Raw genomic sequence first — 17169 nt, 5'->3', positions numbered from 1 at the left:
AGGGACATACACATGGATGAGTTTTCATTTATACGATCAATCAAGCCGGATTATTATCGTCAATCTTCCTTGATCAAAGGAATAGATGATGATGCGGCTGTCTTTCGACCTACGGGCCATGATATTGTCACAGCTGTGGATACGATGGTGGAAGGGGTCCATTTTACAAGGAAGACGATGGAACCTGAGCAAATCGGCTATCGTGTGCTGGCAGCAAATATTAGTGATCTTGCGGCGATGGGGAGTACGCCTGCTTTTTATATGGTTTCGATTACGATTCCTCCTCACTGGAGTGAGAAGGAGATTGAACACATTTATAGGGGAATGAAACAACTTGGGGATTCTTATCAAATGGATTTGATTGGTGGCGATACCGTGTCCGGGAGTGAACTTTCCTTAAGTGTCACTGTCATAGGACTGGTTCATAAAGAAAAAGCCAGATATCGTTCGACAGCGAAGCCTGGAGATGTATTGTTTGTGACGGGGACTCTAGGAGACTCCAGGGCCGGTTTAGAATGCTTGTTGAATCCAAAAAGAGAAACTTCCGATGAGATTACATATCTTATTCAGCGTCATCAAGCTCCCGTGCCGAGGGTTACCTTTGCAACTGGTCTGTGCCATTTGGAACGGTTGGCCTTGAATGATGTAAGTGATGGCATTGCTAATGAGTCGAAGGAAATTGCGGAAGCTTCTGATGTTGATTTGTTGATTGATTCAAAAGCGCTCCCTTTTTCCGAGGCGATCCGGAAGGTCTTCCCCGATACTCATGAAGAATGGGGATTATCAGGCGGAGAAGATTTTGAATTGCTTGGATGCGTGCCTGAAAAGGATTGGTCAGAAGTGATAAAGGCTGCAGAAAAAGCAGACGTGACGGTAAGTAAAATCGGCCAGGTGCGAGCGAAAGAGGGTCCTGTACCAGTTGTGAAGCTTAATAGAAATGGAAAGTGGGAGACAATGACCTCTTCCGGTTATACTCATTTGAAGGAAAAGGGTGATTGAATGACGACATTTGAATGGAAAAGCTCTTCTACAGAAGAAACGCAGCAGATGGCGGAAAAGCTCGGGCAGCGTTTGCAGCCGGGAGATGTGCTGACGTTAGAGGGAGATTTGGGCGCAGGTAAAACGACGTTCACAAAAGGACTCGGCAAAGGACTTGGTGTGAAACGGACAATTAACAGCCCTACCTTTACCATTATGAAAGAATACCAAGGGCGGATTCCTTTTTATCATATGGATGTGTACCGTTTGGAAGAGAGTGATGAGGACCTTGGTTTTGATGAGTACTTTGAAGGGGAAGGGGTAACGGTCGTGGAGTGGGCCCAGTTCATTGAAGAATTCTTACCTGATGAACGCCTGGACATCACGATTCGATATTTGGACGACTCCACGCGGGTGTTCACATTCGAGACTACATCCGATCACTTGGAAGCATTATGTAAGGAGATTTTAGCATGAATGTACTGGCGATAGATACTTCGAATTATGTGATGGGAGTTGCGGTCATCAGAGATGGGGCTGTAGCTGGTGAATATGTGACGAATATTAAAAAGAACCACTCCATCCGTTTGATGCCTGCAATCGATCAGGTGATGAAGGAGACGGGGATGCATCCGGACGACTTGGATAGAATTGCGGTCGCTCATGGACCAGGGTCCTATACGGGCGTGCGGATCGGATTGACGACGGCAAAAACGATGGCATGGTCGCTCGGAATTCCAGTTGTAGGTGTATCAAGCTTAGAAGCTGTAGCCAGGCAGGGTGCCTTTTTCCAAGGATATGTCTGTCCGTTCTTTGATGCACGGCGGGGGCTCGTCTATACAGGGCTGTATCGTTCTGATATGACGCTTGAAATGGACGAGACGAACGTCTTAATGGAGGATTGGCTTTATCAACTAAAGGAACGGAATGAACCGGTACTTTTCCTCAGTCAAGATGTAGCTTTGCATGAAGAAAAGATTGTCGAGATTCTTGGCGATCAGGCGGTTCTCCCGAAAGCTCCTTACCACTATGCACGTCCGGCCATCATTGCCTCTGTAGCAGAAGACAAGGAACCAGGACCGTTGCATGACCTTGTGCCGAACTACTTGCGTATTCCTGAGGCGGAAGCTAAATGGTTGGAGCAGCAGGAGAAGAAGTAAGATGGCGACAATAAGGAGAATGACGAAGGATGATGTAGGAGCTGTTATGGAAGTCGAAAAGGCTTCTTTTGCCGTACCATGGTCTGGGGAAACCTTTAAGAAAGAGATGGAAGACAATCCTTATGCGCATTATTATGTTGTAGAAAATGAGGACGAAATTATTGGATATTGTGGTTTGTGGTTGATCATTGATGAAGCGCATGTCACGAATATCGCCATTCATCCGGACCATAGAGGAAACAAGTATGGAGAACACTTGTTTCGCCATACTTGTAACGAAGCGATTGAGCATGGAGCGATCCAGCTGTCGCTTGAAGTGAGAGTTTCAAATACAGCCGCGCAGCATATGTACCGGAAGTTCGGGATGGTACCTGGAGGAATCAGAAAAAGGTACTACTCCGATAACGGTGAAGATGCGTTAGTGATGTGGGTGGGATTAAAATGAAGGAAGATCAATATATTTTAGCGATTGAGACGAGTTGTGATGAAACGGCGGTAGCGATTGTTAAGAATGAAACCGAACTGATTACGAACATTGTTGCATCTCAAATTGAAAGTCATAAGCGTTTCGGTGGGGTGGTACCGGAGATTGCCTCGAGACACCATATTGAACAGATGCCAATCACCCTTGAAGAAGCACTGGATGACGCGGGAATGACACTCGATGATATGGATGCCATTGTAGTAACGGAGGGACCTGGACTGGTCGGTGCTCTTCTTGTCGGTGTCAATGCAGCGAAATCGATCGCTTTTGCGAAACAGAAGCCGCTAGTAGGTGTTCATCACATTGCAGGTCACATCTATGCCAACCGTTTGGAAAAGGAATTTGAATTTCCGCTCCTTTCCCTCGTTGTTTCCGGAGGGCATACGGAGCTTGTGTTGATGCGTGAACATGGATCCTTTGAGATCATCGGTGAAACGCGGGATGATGCGGCAGGGGAAGCGTATGACAAAGTGGCACGAACGCTGAAGCTTCCTTACCCAGGCGGACCTCAAATCGACCGTCTCGCTCAAGAAGGGGAGGAGAGCATCGATTTCCCTCGTGCCTGGCTTGAAGATGGATCCTATGATTTCAGTTTCAGCGGACTGAAGTCAGCAGTGATCAATCGCCTTCACAAAGCGAAGCAGCGGGATGAACATTTGAAACCTGAGGATGTAGCTGCAAGCTTTCAGGCGAGTGTTGTGGACGTGTTATCCACAAAAGCTTTGCGTGCTGCTGAAGAGTATGGTGTGAAACAGATGATTGTCGCAGGCGGTGTGGCTGCCAATAAAGGACTGAGAGCTGCGCTTCAGGAGAAGTTCGAAGGAAGCGAAACAGAATTGCTCATTCCACCGCTTCATTTGTGTACAGATAATGCTGCAATGATCGCTGCGGCTGGAGCTGTTGCGTACAATCAGGGACACCGTGCTGGATGGGATTTGAATGCTAATCCAGGGCTGGACCTAGAGCTTTTTGGTGCAAGAAAAAAATAAGGTCGTGAACGTGAACGATCAAAGCTCTCCTTTATAAATAAGGAGGGCTTTTCCCTTTTTAAAGGGTGTTGTGTATAAGTGAGAGTCTCACTAATAAAAGTATGATTATCCACATGTGTATAATCATACAGTGGACAATTCATCAGTGGATAAGTAGGAATAGGAAAGAAAACGGTACCATTTTTGTGGATAAATACAAATATTTTTGTGGATAGTGTGCATAACCCTGTTGAAAACTGTTAATTAAGCTATTCAACTGTTGAAAACTATGTGGATACTGAATCATCATTCATACACGCTTATGCATAGGCTCTGGATGCATCATTAAAAAGTGAACATCCATCATCCTGTGTTTGGGTTCACTCTAAGGAAGAGAGCACTCGTTCAAATACTATTTATATGGAAAAAAATGGTGTACCAGGTCATCCATATTCTGGATGACCTGGTACACCTGTTTCTGTCAGTGATCAGTCATGGAGGGTTTCCCATTCTTCCATGAGGGCTTCGAGTTTGGTTTGGAGTTGTGTGTTGTCTTCTGTGATTTCCAGTGAACGTTCGTGGTTCTGATAGATGTCAGGGTCACAGAGGAGCTCTTCGTTTTCTTCGAGTCTCGCTTCCAACTGTTCAATTTCTTCTTCAATCTCAGCAATGCGGCGGTTTTTCTTACGTTCTTCACGCTTTGCCGCTTTGTCTTCTTCAAAACTGTTCTTCTGCTGTACTTCCTGCTGCTTCGGTTCGTTCTGCAGGCGTTCGGCTTCTTCGATTTGCTGCAGCTCGTACTCTTCCCGCTTCTTATCTACATAGTAGTCATAATCACCAAGAAAAAGGCGTGTCTCTTCTGGATTCATTTCCACAACCTGTGTCGCAATCTTGTTGATAAAGTAACGGTCGTGGGAAACGAACAACAGCGTACCTGGATAATCCACAAGGGCTGCCTCCAACACTTCTTTACTATCGAGGTCGAGGTGGTTGGTCGGCTCGTCGAGAATCAAGAAGTTCGCTTCCTGCATCATCAGTTTCGCTAAGGACAGTCTCGCTTTCTCTCCACCACTGAGCGCGGAGACAGGCTTCAGGACATCCTCACCTGAGAAAAGGAAATTGCCAAGGATGGTGCGGATATCTTTCTCGTTCTTCATCGGATACTCATCCCAAAGCTCGTTCAGGACGGTTTTCGTTGAGTTCAGCTTTGTCTGTTCCTGATCGTAATAACCGATCTGCACGTTCGTACCGATCAGCTTTTCACCTTTCGACTGTTCCAAGTCACCAATGAGTGTCTTCAATAACGTTGTCTTTCCGACACCATTTGGACCGACGAGCGCCACAGAATCGCCACGGTTCAAATCAAGGGATACGTTGTCAAAAAGGTAGTCGTTGCTGTCATCATATCGGAACGCATAGTTGCGCAGCTTCAGTACATCGTTACCGCTTCGCTTCGCTGTCTGGAAACTGAACTTCGCCGATTGGTTGTCGTCCTTTGGTTTTTCAAGCTTGTCCATTTTCTCCAATTGCTTGCGACGGCTTTGCGCCCGTTTACTGGTCGTCGCCCGGACGATGTTTTTCTGAATGAAATCTTCCATGCGCTTGATTTCTTCCTGCTGTTTCTCAAAGCGTTTGAGTTCCTGCTCGTAGTCCGCTTCTTTCTTTTTTAAATAATCGCTGTAATTGCCGTGGTATCGCTTGGATGATTGAAACGCGACTTCGTATACGGTGTTGACGATCTTGTCGAGGAAGTAGCGGTCGTGCGATACGATGACGACGGCTCCTTGATAGCTCTGCAGGTAACCTTCAAGCCAGCTTAACGTATCAATGTCCAAATGGTTCGTCGGCTCATCGAGAATCAGGACATCCGGACTTGTCAGCAAAAGCTTCCCCAGTGCCAAGCGTGTTTTCTGCCCGCCACTTAAGGAGTTGATCGGTGTGTCCCAGTTGAAGTTTTTGAAGTTCAACCCGTTCAATACGCCGCGGATATCCGCTTCATATTGGTAACCGCCTGCAGTCTTAAAGTATTCCTGCTTGCGGTCATAATCCGCTAACAGCTGCTGGTAGCGTTTTTGATCGTCGAGCAAGTCCGGATCCGCCATTTGCACTTCCATGGAGCGGAGCTCTTTTTCCAAGTCCTTCAGGTGGGTGAACACCTTCTCCATCTCGTTCCAAATGGTCTCCTCAGACTGCAGCCCTGTATTTTGGGCCAGGTAGCCCATCGTGGTTTCTTTCGGTTTGAAAATATTGCCCTCATCGTGACTCATTTCACCTGCCATCATTTTAAGCAGGGTCGATTTTCCTGCTCCGTTTCGACCGACGATGGCGATCCGGTCGTTCATCTGCACTTCCAATTTGATATTCGATAAAATCAACTCGGCGCCGAAACGCTTCGTCAATTGGTTCAATTGCATGAGAATCATGTCGTTTCACCTCAATAAAATCAGTGTATCTCATAGGCGCGTCCCCTAGCAACACAATGCTCCTGAAGTATGTGAAATCTTTAACGACTTCCGTTTGATTTTTTGGTAGAATAAGAGTAGTGTTTCAATCAGTACTGTTAACAAAAAGGGGTAGAAGAAAATGGCGGAGTTCAGTCATTTCAATGATCAGGGCCGCGCCCGTATGGTGGATATTTCAGACAAAAAAGATTCCGTACGGACGGCTGTGGCAGCAACGAGTGTACAAGTGAACGAAGAGATTTATCATAAAATCACCAACCATGAGATTGGAAAAGGGGACGTGCTTTCCGTGGCTCAGGTCGCAGGGATCATGGCAGCGAAAAATACGTCTGACTGGATTCCGATGTGTCATCCGTTGTCATTAAAAGGTATCGATGTGTCCTTCGCTTGGGAAACAGAAGACCAGCCGACATTAAACATTGAGGTTTCTGTTAAGACAAAGGGAAGCACAGGGGTGGAAATGGAAGCGCTAACGGCCGCCTCCGCCACAGCCCTCACGGTTTACGATATGTGCAAAGCGTTAGATAAAGGAATGGTCATCGGCCCGACCTACTTGAAAGAGAAGACAGGCGGGAAGAACGGCGACTATACGAGAAACAGATAAAGGAGTCCGGTGCTAATGGATATCGAACAAACGAAGATTCCACAGGCGACAGCGAAGCGGCTTCCGCTCTACTATCGCTTTTTGAACAACCTTCATACCCAGGGCAAACTGCGTGTGTCTTCGAAAGAACTGAGCGATGCGGTCAAAGTCGATTCAGCGACGATCCGCCGCGATTTTTCCTATTTCGGAGCACTCGGGAAAAAAGGGTACGGCTACAACGTCGAGTATTTGCTCTCCTTTTTCAGAAAGACGCTCGACCAGGATGAAACGACACGTGTCGCATTGATCGGTGTCGGAAATCTGGGTACGGCTTTCTTGAACTATAACTTCACGAAAAACAACAATACGAAAATCGAAATCGCCTTCGATGCGAACGAGGAGCGGATCGGTTCTGAGGTCGGTGGTGTCGGTGTCGAGCACATAGACGATTTAGAGGAAAAGCTCGGCGACATTTCCGTTGCCATCCTCACGGTCCCATCATCGGCCGCTCAAGGAATTGCGGACCGGCTTGTGAAAGCGGGGATCTCAGGCATCCTCAACTTTACACCAGCGAGGATCAGCGTGCCTTCGAATGTAAGGGTCCATCATATCGATCTTGCCATCGAGCTGCAGGCGCTCGTTTATTTCCTGAAGCACTATCCACTGAACGAAGGGGAAGTGGAACAAGACCAATAAGAAAGAAAAACGAGTGTGAAATCATCTGGTTTCTCACTCGTTTTTTTAGGGGGAAAGAATTTGGAAACGTTCACGGTAGGATCAGAAACTGAAAGATTGGTTATCAAACCACTTGAAAAAAGTGATTATGAAAGCTGGCTGCATGGATTCGAGAGCCGTCTTCCGTCCAAGCACCGGCATGATGAAGGACAGATCGATATGAGTGAATGTACGAAAGAATGGTTTGGTGAACTGGTGGAGAAACACCAGCAGCTGGCTGTAGGGGATACAGCTTACGTCTTCGGCATTTTTCTAAAGGAAGACCATACACACGTAGGGATGATTGATTTCTCTACCTTAGTAAGATATGACTTTCAGTGGGGAAGAATCGGGTATGCTTTACATAACCAACATTGGCAAAAGGGCTTCGGAAAAGAAGCCGTGGCAGAAGCATTACAGCTCGCTTTTCATCAATTGAATTACCACCGGGTCGAGGCTCATATCAACTTGGATAACTCTCCCTCCATCAAATTGGTGGAAAGTATTGGGTTGCAGTATGAGTGTACTAGAAAAGGGTTCATTCATGAGTTTGGGGAATGGACGGACAACTTGATCTACTATAAGAACGCGGAATAAAAAAAGCTCAGCCTAACGCTGAGCTTCTTTTATATTATTCTGTGTTCTCTTTCCAGCTTTTGTCCATGAGCATCTTGCCAGGCCATGTGTAAGCCATGATGCCACCATCCGCAGTAATGTCTTCTCCTGTCACATATGAACTTTCATCCGAGGCAAGGAAAAGGGCGACATTCGCCATTTCTTCCGGACGTCCGAGCCTTCCCATCGGTGTAACCCATTTATTCGCTTCACGGAACTCCCGGCCTTCTTCTTCCTGTTTCGTTCCGGCAAGCTCCTGAACGAGTGGCGTTTCGATGGTGCCTGGGGAAATTGAATTGACACGGATGCCTTCACGCGCATAGTCGATCGCCATCGCTCTCGTGAAGTTCGTGATCCCGCCTTTCGCTGCGTTGTATCCGGAGCGGTCGAGATCCGCGGCCTGGCCGGACATGGATGATGTATTGATGACTGATCCTCCATTTTCAAGCATAAGCGGGAGGATGTATTTGCTCGTCAAAAAAGTTCCTCTCAAGTCTACAGCGATGATTTGATCAAACAGCTCGACCGGATATTCGTGGACCTTTCCGCCTTCTTGATCGACACCTGCATTGTTGAACAGGATGTCGACCTTCCCGTAATGCTCTTTGATGTAATTGGCAAACTTCTGGACACTGTCCACATCGGAAACATCAAGCTCTACGGCTTCTGCTTTTCCACCTTTGCTCTTTACTTCATCCACGGTTTTCTGTACTTCTTCTACATTAATATCGCCGCAGACCACCTTCGCTCCTTCACTGGCGAATCGTTTTACGGTCGCCGCACCGATCCCGGTTGCAGAGCCTGTGACGACGGCGATTTTATTTTCTAAACGTCCCATATTAAACAACCTCCTTTTGTCGTTGGTATGACTTTTTCCCCCATATTGAAATGTCGTAAACCTTTGGCAGCGCAGAAGGCGCTTACAGTCGAAACATGCGGAATCATGGTTAACGAACAGCTGAGGTGGTATAGTAAAGAATAGTTCGCGTATCGAAAGAAAGCGGGTGAGACAATTGAGTAAACTGCCTAATAAATGGCTTGTGGTCGTGTCTGTGCTGTTCGGGACGTTCACAGTCATTTTGAACAATAGTATGTTGAACCCGATCCTGCCACGGTTCATCGAGATTTTCGAATCGGATGCCGTCGCGGTCGGGTGGATATTGACGATCTTCATGGTATCAATGGGGATGACGATGCCGCTCACCGGCTATTTCGGTGACCGGTTCGGGAAAAAGAAAGTGTACCTCGTCGGACTCTGTATTTTCCTTGCGGGCTCCACGCTCGGATTCTTTTCATCGACGCTAGATATGGTCATCTTATCCCGGGCGATCCAGGGAATGGCGGGTGGATTGATGATGCCGATCGCCATGGCGCTCATCTTCAACTCTTTCCCACGCTACGAGCGGGGACTTGCCGTCGGCGTGTACGGTGTTGCCGCCATGGTCGCACCAGCCATCGGACCGACCATCGGTGGATTTCTCATCCAGTATCTCGACTGGCCGTGGTTATTCGCCTTCAACATTCCGTTCGGACTGACGGGACTTATTTTATCTTCAAAATTTCTTGAACGTACCGAAACGGACCCGACGAAGCGGTTTGATTTGGTTGGTTTCCTGATTATTGCGGCAGGCATTGGATCAGTGCTGTTTGCCTTAGGAAGGGGGAGGACGCTTGAGACGTTGTTCGATCCCTTGAACATTGCATTGATTGTGGGTGGACTGATCGCCATCGTCCTTTTCGTTTTTTACGAAAACCGACAGGAGGATCCACTGCTGAACTTGTCCGTCTTTAAAGTGCCGACGTACTCCGTTTCGATCGTCGTCACTTCAGCCGCATCGATCGGCTTGTTCTCAGGAATCTTCCTGCTGCCGTTACTGATCCAAAATGTGTACGGCCTGAACGAAGTCATGACTGGACTGTTGTTCCTGCCCGCCGCTGCCGCTAGTGGGGTGTTCATGTCCATCGGAGGACGTATTCTCGATAAAAAAGGACCGAAATACGTCGTGCCACCGGGTCTTACGATTATGGCGCTCGCGACCCTTGGGTTGAGCTTTTTACAGTTGTCCACCCCTTACTGGCTGATCCTTTTGTTAAATACGGTGAGAGGTCTCGGGATGGGGATGGGAAATATGCCGGCGACCACATCCGGTATGAACAGCATTCCGGAACACCTTGTTGCTCAGGGTTCTGCCATGAACAACATCATCCGGCAGATTTCTTCTTCGCTTGGGATCGTGTTTTTCTCCATTTATTATGAAGTAAGACGGGCGCAAGTATCTGCGAATCCAGATATCGATATGCAGGCCGCGACCCTGCAGACGTTAAATGAAGCGTTTCTCGTATCTGCGATTGTGCTGATTATCGCGATTCCGTTTTCTTTCATATTAAAAGGTGTGCAGGATGACGAAAAGGAGCAGGAAGCATAGAAAAAAGCAGGTCCACGCGTGGACCTGCTTTTTTGCGACATTATTTCTTTTTTGCATTTTTAATCTTGTTGTGAAGATTAAAAAGCCGAATCGCTACGGCAATGTTGAATGTCGCGACAATGGCCAGGATGATGGTCATCGCATTCCACACCGTCTCTTCTGCCGACTGTGCGGCGATGTAGGTGAATGCGACACCCATCATCATGTAAAGAAAAGCCATGAATAAGGGTGATGTTCTCATATTATAAAAAGCCTCCAATAAAGATGGTCTCCAGCTGTTCCTGCATGCGGCGGATATCCTCTTCAGTGAGGAAGTACTGCGAAACGACAACAAACGAGTTCATCGCCATATGAGCCACGATTGGTGTAATAATTCGTTTTGTTTTGACATAAAGGAAGGCGAAAACGACTCCCATGGAGAAGTAGACTAACATGTGGCTGAAATCGAAATGAAACGCTCCGAAGACGAGAGCGGATACGAGAACGGCCAGCCAGAAATTCGTCCGCTTATAGATCGAACCGAAAATGATCTTACGGAAAATGATCTCTTCCGTGATCGGGGCGAACACGACAGGAAGGAGGATGAACAACGGCGATTCACGGGCAATCTCCATCAGTCCCATTGTATTCTCAGACCCAGGTGATACACCGAACAATTCACGCTCTATCGTTGCGGCAATGGCTTGAGCAAACAACGCTAAGAAGACACCGGCAATCGACCAGAGCACGACTTTACCAGGCCCTGCTTTATCCTCGCTCCGGGCTAAGGCATCCTGTGGATCGCGGCGGAGCAGGAGCAGGATGATGATGGTTGCAATCGTAAAACTGAACACAGACCAGACGGCAATCGCATCGAAGCGGGACATACCCGCAGCCTGGACAAGAACCGGGACAGCTGCAATGGCTGATATCTGTGTGATGAGATAGGTCACAATGATGTACCAATAATGTTTCGGCATAAAGGCACGACTCCTTTTATAAATACCTTTTAATAGCTTCAATATACATACTTTATGTATTCTATCACAGTTTCAAAACCAGACGTAAGGAATAAGGGTCAGTGTAAGAATTTTGTCGAAAAAGAAGTGCTAAATTTCTATAGTTTCTACTTGAAAAACGATAGGGAATTGCTTATTATAATAATTGTGTTAGCACTCATCATCAACGAGTGCTAATAAACGACAAAAATTTGAAACAACCATATCAAGGAGGGTGTCCTAATTGTTAAAGCCACTTGGTGATCGTATTGTTATTGAACTAGTTGAAGAAGAGCAGACTACTGCGAGCGGAATCGTACTTCCGGACTCTGCGAAAGAAAAGCCACTAGAAGGTAAAGTTGTTGCTGTCGGCACAGGCCGCATCACAGACAACGGTGAAAAAGTAGCACTGGAAGTCGCACAAGGCGACCGCGTAATCTATTCTAAATTCGCAGGTACAGAAGTGAAGTATGAAGGCAGCGAATACTTGATTCTGCGCGAATCAGATGTACTAGCTGTTATCCAGTAGTCACTATTCCTATAAAAATACTTAAGAGATACGATTTTAATGAGGAGGGCATTTTAAATGGCTAAAGAAATCAAATTTAGTGAAGACGCACGCCGCTCTATGCTGCGTGGTGTAGATACATTAGCAAATGCTGTTAAAGTTACACTTGGACCAAAAGGACGTAACGTCGTACTTGATAAAAAATTCGGTTCTCCACTCATCACAAACGATGGTGTGACAATCGCTAAAGAAATCGAACTGGAAGACCACTTCGAAAACATGGGTGCACAACTCGTTTCTGAAGTTGCTTCTAAAACAAACGATGTTGCTGGTGACGGTACAACGACAGCAACGGTTCTTGCACAGGCAATGATCCGTGAAGGTCTTAAAAACGTAACATCCGGCGCAAACCCTGTAGGTATTCGTAAAGGGATCGAGAAAGCGACTGCTGTAGCAACAGAAGAGCTTCGCAAAATCTCCAAGCCGATTGAAGGCCGCGATTCTATCGCACAGGTCGCAAGCATCTCTGCTGCTGACAATGAAGTCGGCCAGTTGATCGCTGAAGCGATGGAGCGCGTAGGTAACGACGGTGTTATCACAATCGAAGAATCTAAAGGTTTCAACACAGAACTAGAAGTGGTTGAAGGTATGCAGTTCGACCGCGGCTATGCTTCTCCTTATATGGTTACAGACCAGGATAAGATGGAAGCGGTTCTTGAAGATCCTTACATTCTAATCACAGATAAGAAGATCAACAACATCCAGGAAGTTCTTCCTGTACTTGAGCAAGTGGTCCAACAATCCAAGCCACTTCTATTGATCTCTGAAGACGTTGAAGGCGAAGCACTTGCAACAATTGTTGTGAACAAACTTCGTGGTACATTCAACGCGGTAGCTGTTAAGGCTCCTGGGTTCGGTGACCGTCGTAAAGCGATGCTTGAAGATATCGCGACACTTACAGGCGGCCAAGTCATCACAGAAGATCTTGGGCTTGAACTGAAGAATACAACGATCGACCAGCTTGGACGCGCGTCTAAAGCAGTCATCACAAAAGAAAACACAACAATCGTCGAAGGTGCAGGAAACCCTGAGCAGATCTCTTCCCGTGTCGCTCAAATCCGTGCACAGTCAGAAGAAACAACTTCTGAATTCGACAAAGAGAAACTACAAGAGCGCCTTGCAAAACTTTCCGGCGGCGTAGCTGTCATCAAAGTTGGTGCGGCAACAGAAACAGAATTGAAAGAGCGTAAACTACGTATCGAAGACGCCCTGAACTCTACGCGAGCAGCAGTAGAAGAAGGAATCGTTGCCGGTGGTGGTACAGCCCTTGTAAACATTATCAACTCTGTTGAAGGTCTTGGCCTTGTAGACGACGAAGCAACAGGTGCAAGTATCGTTCTTCGTGCGCTTGAAGAGCCGGTTCGCCAAATCGTTCACAACGCAGGTCTTGAAGGATCCATCATCGTTGAGCGTCTGAAAGCTGAAGAAGTCGGCGTAGGCTTCAACGCTGCCACAGGCGAATGGGTGAACATGGTTGAACAAGGGATCGTTGACCCTACAAAAGTTACACGTTCTGCGCTTCAAAACGCAGCATCCGTAGCCGCTATGTTCTTAACAACTGAAGCGGTAGTCGCTGATCTTCCTGAAGAAGATAACGCTGGCGGCGGCATGCCTGACATGGGTGGCATGGGCGGCATGGGCGGCATGATGTAATCATGCCCCCATGACCCTTGATATCAAGGGTTTAGCTTCATCCCAAAAGTCAAAATGACATACTTTTGACATACCTGGCGGAGAAAACACTATAAATCTAACGAGCCTCTCATAAGTTCACTGAACTTTTGGGAGGCTTTTTCTTCCATGTTTTCAGTAATGTGCGCGTATATATTCATGGTTGTGTTTATATCTCCATGACCTAATCGTTGTTGAATTTCTTTAACCCCTACACCTGCTTCAATTAATAGAGAGGTGTGGGTGTGTCGCAAGGAGTGTGGGGTAAGTTCCTTATGGATACCACTAATTTTTAATAAACGTCTCATATGGGTGTTTACGGTCTTTAAAAACTCAGGGTATCCAAGGTTCTGAACTTCCTTAGCAAAGACAAAATCCAATTGAGTATATTCGTTCTTCATTTTCTCAATGAGATCATCTTGGTGTTCTTTGTGTCTTTTAAGGACCTCAATAACTCCAGCGTCCATTTTTAGCGTTCTGATCGATCCTTTAGTTTTGGGAGTCAGTAGTTGATACTCTTTTGTTCTATTGTTGGGGTTGTAATACGTTTTGGTTACTCTTAGTGTTTTTTTATACATATCTATATCCGACCATTTTAAGGCGATCAGCTCACCCACTCGTAATCCACTATAAGCAAGTGTCAAAAACATAGGGTAGTCTTTATCAATGCCACTTTCCTTGGCAGCATTTAGAAAACGAATAAGTTCTTCTTTTTCCATAAATTTGATTTCCCCTTTACTGCTTTCTACCTCCTCAACGGTTTCAACTTTACGTGGGATTTTTGCAAAGTCGCAAGGGCTGTCCTTAATGATGTTAAACTCCACAGCTTTCCTGAAAACCATTCTACCTGTTGCATGAATACCATCTAGAGTATTAAACGCATAGCCTGCGTTATGAAGCGAAGCAAGCATGGCTTGATACTGTTTACGGGTGATATCTTTTATTTTTTTATTTCCGAAGAACCTATTTAAGTGATCCAAGTTATGCTGTCGATTTCTCACAGAACTAATTTTAGCGGTATCACGATAAGTCTTAAGCCACTCTAAAGTAAATTCCTGAAAGGTAATATTTTGTTCTTGAACATATGTGTTTTCAAATACTTCCTTTTCTACTTCAGCTGCGGCCATCTGAGCTTCTTTTTTTGTCTTGAACCCTCCTTTAGATGTAAATTTCTTTTTCCCAGTAGACGGATCTACTCCCGTATATATTTGGAAGTACCATTTGTTACCTCTTTTCCGGTAATTAGCCATATTTATCCCTCCTTCCTTAGATTAATCAAATTAGACTTATCCGACGGTACAATTCGACTCTTAATTTTTTCTAAACGCTCAATACAAACTTTTCTTGGAATCATAAAGTCATGTGATAACTGATCGATAATAGCTGGATTTGAAAGGTTATAATCATTAATCATATGAGTGGGGAGCGAGGCGTATAGAGTGAAGTGCCTGGCATCCCTTTCCTGAAGTTCATAAAAAGAATAAGGCATGAAAGATTGTCGACCTGCATGCCTCAAAGCATGACAAAGCTCGTGGAAGAATTGCTCTCGTTGGTGTATATAAGGGAGGCGACTATCTAATACGATTTCTTGAAACTTCCCTACCTTCATGTAACTAGCTTGAGTAGGTCTACAAGTCACAAATATTTGTGACTCGGATCCAATGCTGTAAACATTTAAATCGTCCGGCTCTGTAAATTTGTGGTTTTTATACCACTGAGTTATTAGATCTTCTAGAATTGTGGTTGTGTAGTAAGGAAACCTCAAACTAATCACCATCCTTACAAGCATTATACGAACGTGTGTTCTATTAATCAATATTTAATTACAATAATTGGATGTAAATGTGGGGTTAATGTAAAGGGAATTTGGAATTCTTTTTCTGTAAAATCCTAAAGTATAGGAATTCATCTTCAGAACCATAATGAAATTAAAATTCATAGTTTTGGAGAGTGATAGAAGATGTTCCTATCAGAAGCTTGGGAAAAGTATTATGTCGATAAAAAGATTGAAGGTTATTCGTTACTAACTTTGAAAACCTATTGCTTACAGTTCAATATGTTGGTGAAATACTTTGGAGACGTTGATACAGAAGAGGTAGTTATTGATCAATTAAAGAGCTACCTGGTTGAGGTGGGCGGACATCTGAAGCCTTCTAGTCTTGGAAACAAGGTTCGGTTCCTTCGATCTTTTTTCAAGTGGCTACATGAAGAGGGTGTTATCAACGAAAATCCAGCTATAAAATTAAAAGAACCTAAATTTGGCAAGAGAATCCCAAAGTTTCTAACGGAGATGGAAATTGAACAACTTAGAGACTCATGCTTAACTTCCATGGAAAAGGCACTTTTCGAATTTTTTATTCAACTGGGTGCCGTGTCGGAGAGGTAGTGAATCTGAATGGAGAGGATATCAATTTCTCTGCAAGATCGGTTATTGTAAAAGGAAAAGGAGATAAAGAAAGAGAAGTCTACTTTAGTATTCGTTGTTCTCTATGGCTACAAAGATATATAGAGGAGCGCAAGGATCATGATGAATGTTTATTTATTACTGAGAGAAGACCTAAAAAGAGAATGAGTATCGAAATTATCCGATATATTATTAAACGGATCTCCATACGCGCTGATATTAATAAAGAAATACACCCTCATCAATTAAGACACAGTTATGCTACCCATATGCTTAATAATGGAGCGCCAATTGAAGTAATCCAAAGCTTGTTAGGGCATGAGAAAAGTGAAACAACGAAGATATATGCTCAATTAAGTGGTAAGTTAAGACAAGATTTCTATAGTAAATATTTTTAGGAGCCGTGCTTGTGAAAAGACATGGCTCCTATTTATTGTTAGAAATGTTTGTGGAAAAGAAGATGATTTGAAATAATTGTAATTATTAGTTGGGTGGGATATCTCGAAACTGAGTCTTCAAGAAACGGGCAGGTTAGTTGAAGACTCAGTTTCGAGATAATTACTGCTACGACGCATATGGAATCTTACGTGAACTAAAACTAATACCCCTGATTTTTCATCACCAAATTTTATGTTAGTGTTCTAAGGTACTCGCCATTATTGAATCAAGGGGGATTTAATTTGAATAATCGCGCTATAGGAATATTATTAATTGGACTATCTTTATTAACAGGAGTCATTGTTTACTCATTTGGTGAGCTAATCACAGCAATAAAAACTTCAGCAGCACATGTGTCGGCATCGATTTCTGGAGGAGATGGACCAGGGATTGGATGGGGGGGGAATCCCCTTTTAACAACTTTGCCTATGTTATCAATTGCAATTTGTATATTACTAGGATTTGTTATTATGAAACGTAATTAAACTCTGCTTCAAGCTTTAAGTCAGCATCCGATGCTGGCTTTTTATTATTCTTATATAAAGGTGGTCGTTATGTGAATTGTTCCGCATCCGGAATCTGATGTGAATCAGCGTTAATTGAATAAGACCAAAGGCAGCACTCGTTATTGAGTGTTTTTTCTTTGGTCTTCATTTTCGCAACTAACAGATTGTGGTAATCTGGAAACAGAATCAATTTATACAAGATATGGAGCAAGTAT

The 17169-nt window shown here is 44.9% G+C and carries 18 protein-coding genes and 1 pseudogene; 13 read left to right on the top strand and 6 right to left on the bottom strand.

Going from position 1 to position 17169, the window contains the following annotated elements; genetic code table 11:
• Positions 1 to 12: 12 nt before the first annotated feature.
• From thiL to tsaD, 5 genes are read left to right on the top strand one after another with little or no spacing between them, the layout of a single operon-like run.
• Positions 13 to 999: a thiamine-phosphate kinase gene (gene thiL / locus ACQ4XT_RS03185; RefSeq protein ID WP_446852486.1), complete on the top strand. Its 987-nt coding sequence runs from the start codon at positions 13 to 15 to the stop codon at positions 997 to 999.
• Positions 1000 to 1455, top strand: a complete 456-nt coding sequence (gene tsaE / locus ACQ4XT_RS03180; RefSeq protein ID WP_446852485.1) for a tRNA (adenosine(37)-N6)-threonylcarbamoyltransferase complex ATPase subunit type 1 TsaE — start codon at positions 1000 to 1002, stop codon at positions 1453 to 1455.
• On the top strand, positions 1452 to 2138 hold the full coding sequence (gene tsaB / locus ACQ4XT_RS03175) for a tRNA (adenosine(37)-N6)-threonylcarbamoyltransferase complex dimerization subunit type 1 TsaB (RefSeq protein WP_446852484.1): 687 nt from the start codon (positions 1452 to 1454) through the stop codon (positions 2136 to 2138). The genes tsaE and tsaB overlap by 4 nt, the downstream gene beginning before the upstream one ends.
• A 1-nt stretch (position 2139) precedes the next feature.
• Entirely contained in the window at positions 2140 to 2583 is a 444-nt protein-coding gene (gene rimI / locus ACQ4XT_RS03170; RefSeq protein WP_446852483.1) for a ribosomal protein S18-alanine N-acetyltransferase, read from the top strand.
• Complete coding sequence (gene tsaD, locus ACQ4XT_RS03165; protein ID WP_446852482.1) at positions 2580 to 3611, top strand: tRNA (adenosine(37)-N6)-threonylcarbamoyltransferase complex transferase subunit TsaD; 1032 nt, start codon at positions 2580 to 2582, stop codon at positions 3609 to 3611. Before rimI ends, tsaD begins: the two co-directional genes overlap by 4 nt.
• 467 nt (positions 3612 to 4078) lie before the next feature.
• Here tsaD and abc-f read toward each other — a convergent pair whose 3' ends face one another.
• Positions 4079 to 6013: a ribosomal protection-like ABC-F family protein gene (gene abc-f, locus ACQ4XT_RS03160; RefSeq protein WP_446852481.1), complete on the bottom strand. Its 1935-nt coding sequence runs from the start codon at positions 6011 to 6013 to the stop codon at positions 4079 to 4081.
• A gap of 160 nt (positions 6014 to 6173) precedes the next feature.
• Between abc-f and moaC the strand changes: the two genes are divergently transcribed.
• Genes moaC through ACQ4XT_RS03145 form a run of 3 tightly spaced genes read left to right on the top strand, consistent with a single transcriptional unit; the run spans position 6174 to position 7946 of the window.
• Positions 6174 to 6656: a cyclic pyranopterin monophosphate synthase MoaC gene (gene moaC, locus ACQ4XT_RS03155; protein ID WP_446852480.1), complete on the top strand. Its 483-nt coding sequence runs from the start codon at positions 6174 to 6176 to the stop codon at positions 6654 to 6656.
• Between the two features lie 15 nt (positions 6657 to 6671).
• Entirely contained in the window at positions 6672 to 7331 is a 660-nt protein-coding gene (locus ACQ4XT_RS03150; protein WP_446852479.1) for a redox-sensing transcriptional repressor Rex, read from the top strand.
• A 60-nt stretch (positions 7332 to 7391) separates the two neighbouring features.
• A complete protein-coding gene (locus tag ACQ4XT_RS03145) occupies positions 7392 to 7946 on the top strand; it encodes a GNAT family N-acetyltransferase (protein ID WP_446852478.1) in 555 nt (184 codons plus the stop codon).
• Positions 7947 to 7980: 34 nt separating this feature from the next.
• Here the strand turns inward: ACQ4XT_RS03145 and ACQ4XT_RS03140 are convergent, their stop codons facing one another.
• Positions 7981 to 8802 carry an SDR family oxidoreductase gene (locus ACQ4XT_RS03140; protein ID WP_446852477.1) on the bottom strand — a complete coding sequence of 274 codons (822 nt, stop codon included), beginning with the start codon at positions 8800 to 8802 and terminating at the stop codon, positions 7981 to 7983.
• Positions 8803 to 8977: 175 nt separating this feature from the next.
• Here ACQ4XT_RS03140 and ACQ4XT_RS03135 point away from each other — a divergent pair, with 175 nt between their 5' ends.
• Positions 8978 to 10390, top strand: a complete 1413-nt coding sequence (locus tag ACQ4XT_RS03135; protein ID WP_446852476.1) for an MDR family MFS transporter — start codon at positions 8978 to 8980, stop codon at positions 10388 to 10390.
• 40 nt (positions 10391 to 10430) lie between these two features.
• Here the strand turns inward: ACQ4XT_RS03135 and ACQ4XT_RS03130 are convergent, their stop codons facing one another.
• Positions 10431 to 10631 (bottom strand): YdiK family protein, encoded by a 201-nt coding sequence (locus ACQ4XT_RS03130; RefSeq protein ID WP_089654970.1) that lies wholly within the window; start codon positions 10629 to 10631, stop codon positions 10431 to 10433.
• 1 nt (position 10632) lies between these two features.
• Positions 10633 to 11349 (bottom strand): CPBP family intramembrane glutamic endopeptidase, encoded by a 717-nt coding sequence (locus ACQ4XT_RS03125; protein ID WP_146815927.1) that lies wholly within the window; start codon positions 11347 to 11349, stop codon positions 10633 to 10635.
• A gap of 262 nt (positions 11350 to 11611) precedes the next feature.
• Between ACQ4XT_RS03125 and groES the strand changes: the two genes are divergently transcribed.
• Together groES and groL are read left to right on the top strand one after the other, a co-directional pair.
• Positions 11612 to 11896: a co-chaperone GroES gene (groES, locus tag ACQ4XT_RS03120; RefSeq protein WP_089654972.1), complete on the top strand. Its 285-nt coding sequence runs from the start codon at positions 11612 to 11614 to the stop codon at positions 11894 to 11896.
• Between the two features lie 57 nt (positions 11897 to 11953).
• Positions 11954 to 13588 (top strand): chaperonin GroEL, encoded by a 1635-nt coding sequence (gene groL / locus ACQ4XT_RS03115; protein WP_160917517.1) that lies wholly within the window; start codon positions 11954 to 11956, stop codon positions 13586 to 13588.
• A gap of 89 nt (positions 13589 to 13677) precedes the next feature.
• Here groL and ACQ4XT_RS03110 read toward each other — a convergent pair whose 3' ends face one another.
• Positions 13678 to 14856 carry a site-specific integrase gene (locus ACQ4XT_RS03110; protein WP_446852475.1) on the bottom strand — a complete coding sequence of 393 codons (1179 nt, stop codon included), beginning with the start codon at positions 14854 to 14856 and terminating at the stop codon, positions 13678 to 13680.
• Between the two features lie 2 nt (positions 14857 to 14858).
• The gene (locus ACQ4XT_RS03105; RefSeq protein ID WP_446852474.1) at positions 14859 to 15215 is read right to left on the bottom strand and encodes an ImmA/IrrE family metallo-endopeptidase; all 357 of its coding nucleotides are present in this window, start codon (positions 15213 to 15215) and stop codon (positions 14859 to 14861) included.
• Between the two features lie 351 nt (positions 15216 to 15566).
• On the opposite strand from ACQ4XT_RS03105, the pseudogene ACQ4XT_RS03100 reads away from it, so the two are divergent.
• Positions 15567 to 16408 (top strand): annotated as a pseudogene (locus ACQ4XT_RS03100) (tyrosine-type recombinase/integrase).
• Positions 16409 to 16690: 282 nt separating this feature from the next.
• Complete coding sequence (locus ACQ4XT_RS03095) at positions 16691 to 16933, top strand: hypothetical protein (protein WP_446852473.1); 243 nt, start codon at positions 16691 to 16693, stop codon at positions 16931 to 16933.
• Positions 16934 to 17169: the final 236 nt, after the last annotated feature.

The organism is Halobacillus sp. 12SKB, assembly GCF_052941655.1.
The sequence above is the reverse complement of the archived record's forward strand: the minus strand, read 5'-3'. Positions and strand labels throughout refer to the sequence as shown.

Excerpts from the sequence above, each read along its gene's own strand:
- ACQ4XT_RS03130 (WP_089654970.1), bottom strand. The coding sequence starts at position 10,631 with ATGAGAACATCACCCTTATTCATGGCTTTTCTTTACATGATGATGGGT.
- thiL (WP_446852486.1), top strand. The coding sequence starts at position 13 with ATGGATGAGTTTTCATTTATACGATCAATCAAGCCGGATTATTATCGT.
- moaC (WP_446852480.1), top strand. The coding sequence starts at position 6,174 with ATGGCGGAGTTCAGTCATTTCAATGATCAGGGCCGCGCCCGTATGGTG.
- tsaB (WP_446852484.1), top strand. The coding sequence starts at position 1,452 with ATGAATGTACTGGCGATAGATACTTCGAATTATGTGATGGGAGTTGCG.
- groL (WP_160917517.1), top strand. The coding sequence starts at position 11,954 with ATGGCTAAAGAAATCAAATTTAGTGAAGACGCACGCCGCTCTATGCTG.
- ACQ4XT_RS03105 (WP_446852474.1), bottom strand. The coding sequence starts at position 15,215 with ATGAAGGTAGGGAAGTTTCAAGAAATCGTATTAGATAGTCGCCTCCCT.
- ACQ4XT_RS03125 (WP_146815927.1), bottom strand. The coding sequence starts at position 11,349 with ATGCCGAAACATTATTGGTACATCATTGTGACCTATCTCATCACACAG.
- ACQ4XT_RS03150 (WP_446852479.1), top strand. The coding sequence starts at position 6,672 with ATGGATATCGAACAAACGAAGATTCCACAGGCGACAGCGAAGCGGCTT.
- ACQ4XT_RS03110 (WP_446852475.1), bottom strand. The coding sequence starts at position 14,856 with ATGGCTAATTACCGGAAAAGAGGTAACAAATGGTACTTCCAAATATAT.
- tsaD (WP_446852482.1), top strand. The coding sequence starts at position 2,580 with ATGAAGGAAGATCAATATATTTTAGCGATTGAGACGAGTTGTGATGAA.
- abc-f (WP_446852481.1), bottom strand. The coding sequence starts at position 6,013 with ATGATTCTCATGCAATTGAACCAATTGACGAAGCGTTTCGGCGCCGAG.
- ACQ4XT_RS03140 (WP_446852477.1), bottom strand. The coding sequence starts at position 8,802 with ATGGGACGTTTAGAAAATAAAATCGCCGTCGTCACAGGCTCTGCAACC.
- rimI (WP_446852483.1), top strand. The coding sequence starts at position 2,140 with ATGGCGACAATAAGGAGAATGACGAAGGATGATGTAGGAGCTGTTATG.
- tsaE (WP_446852485.1), top strand. The coding sequence starts at position 1,000 with ATGACGACATTTGAATGGAAAAGCTCTTCTACAGAAGAAACGCAGCAG.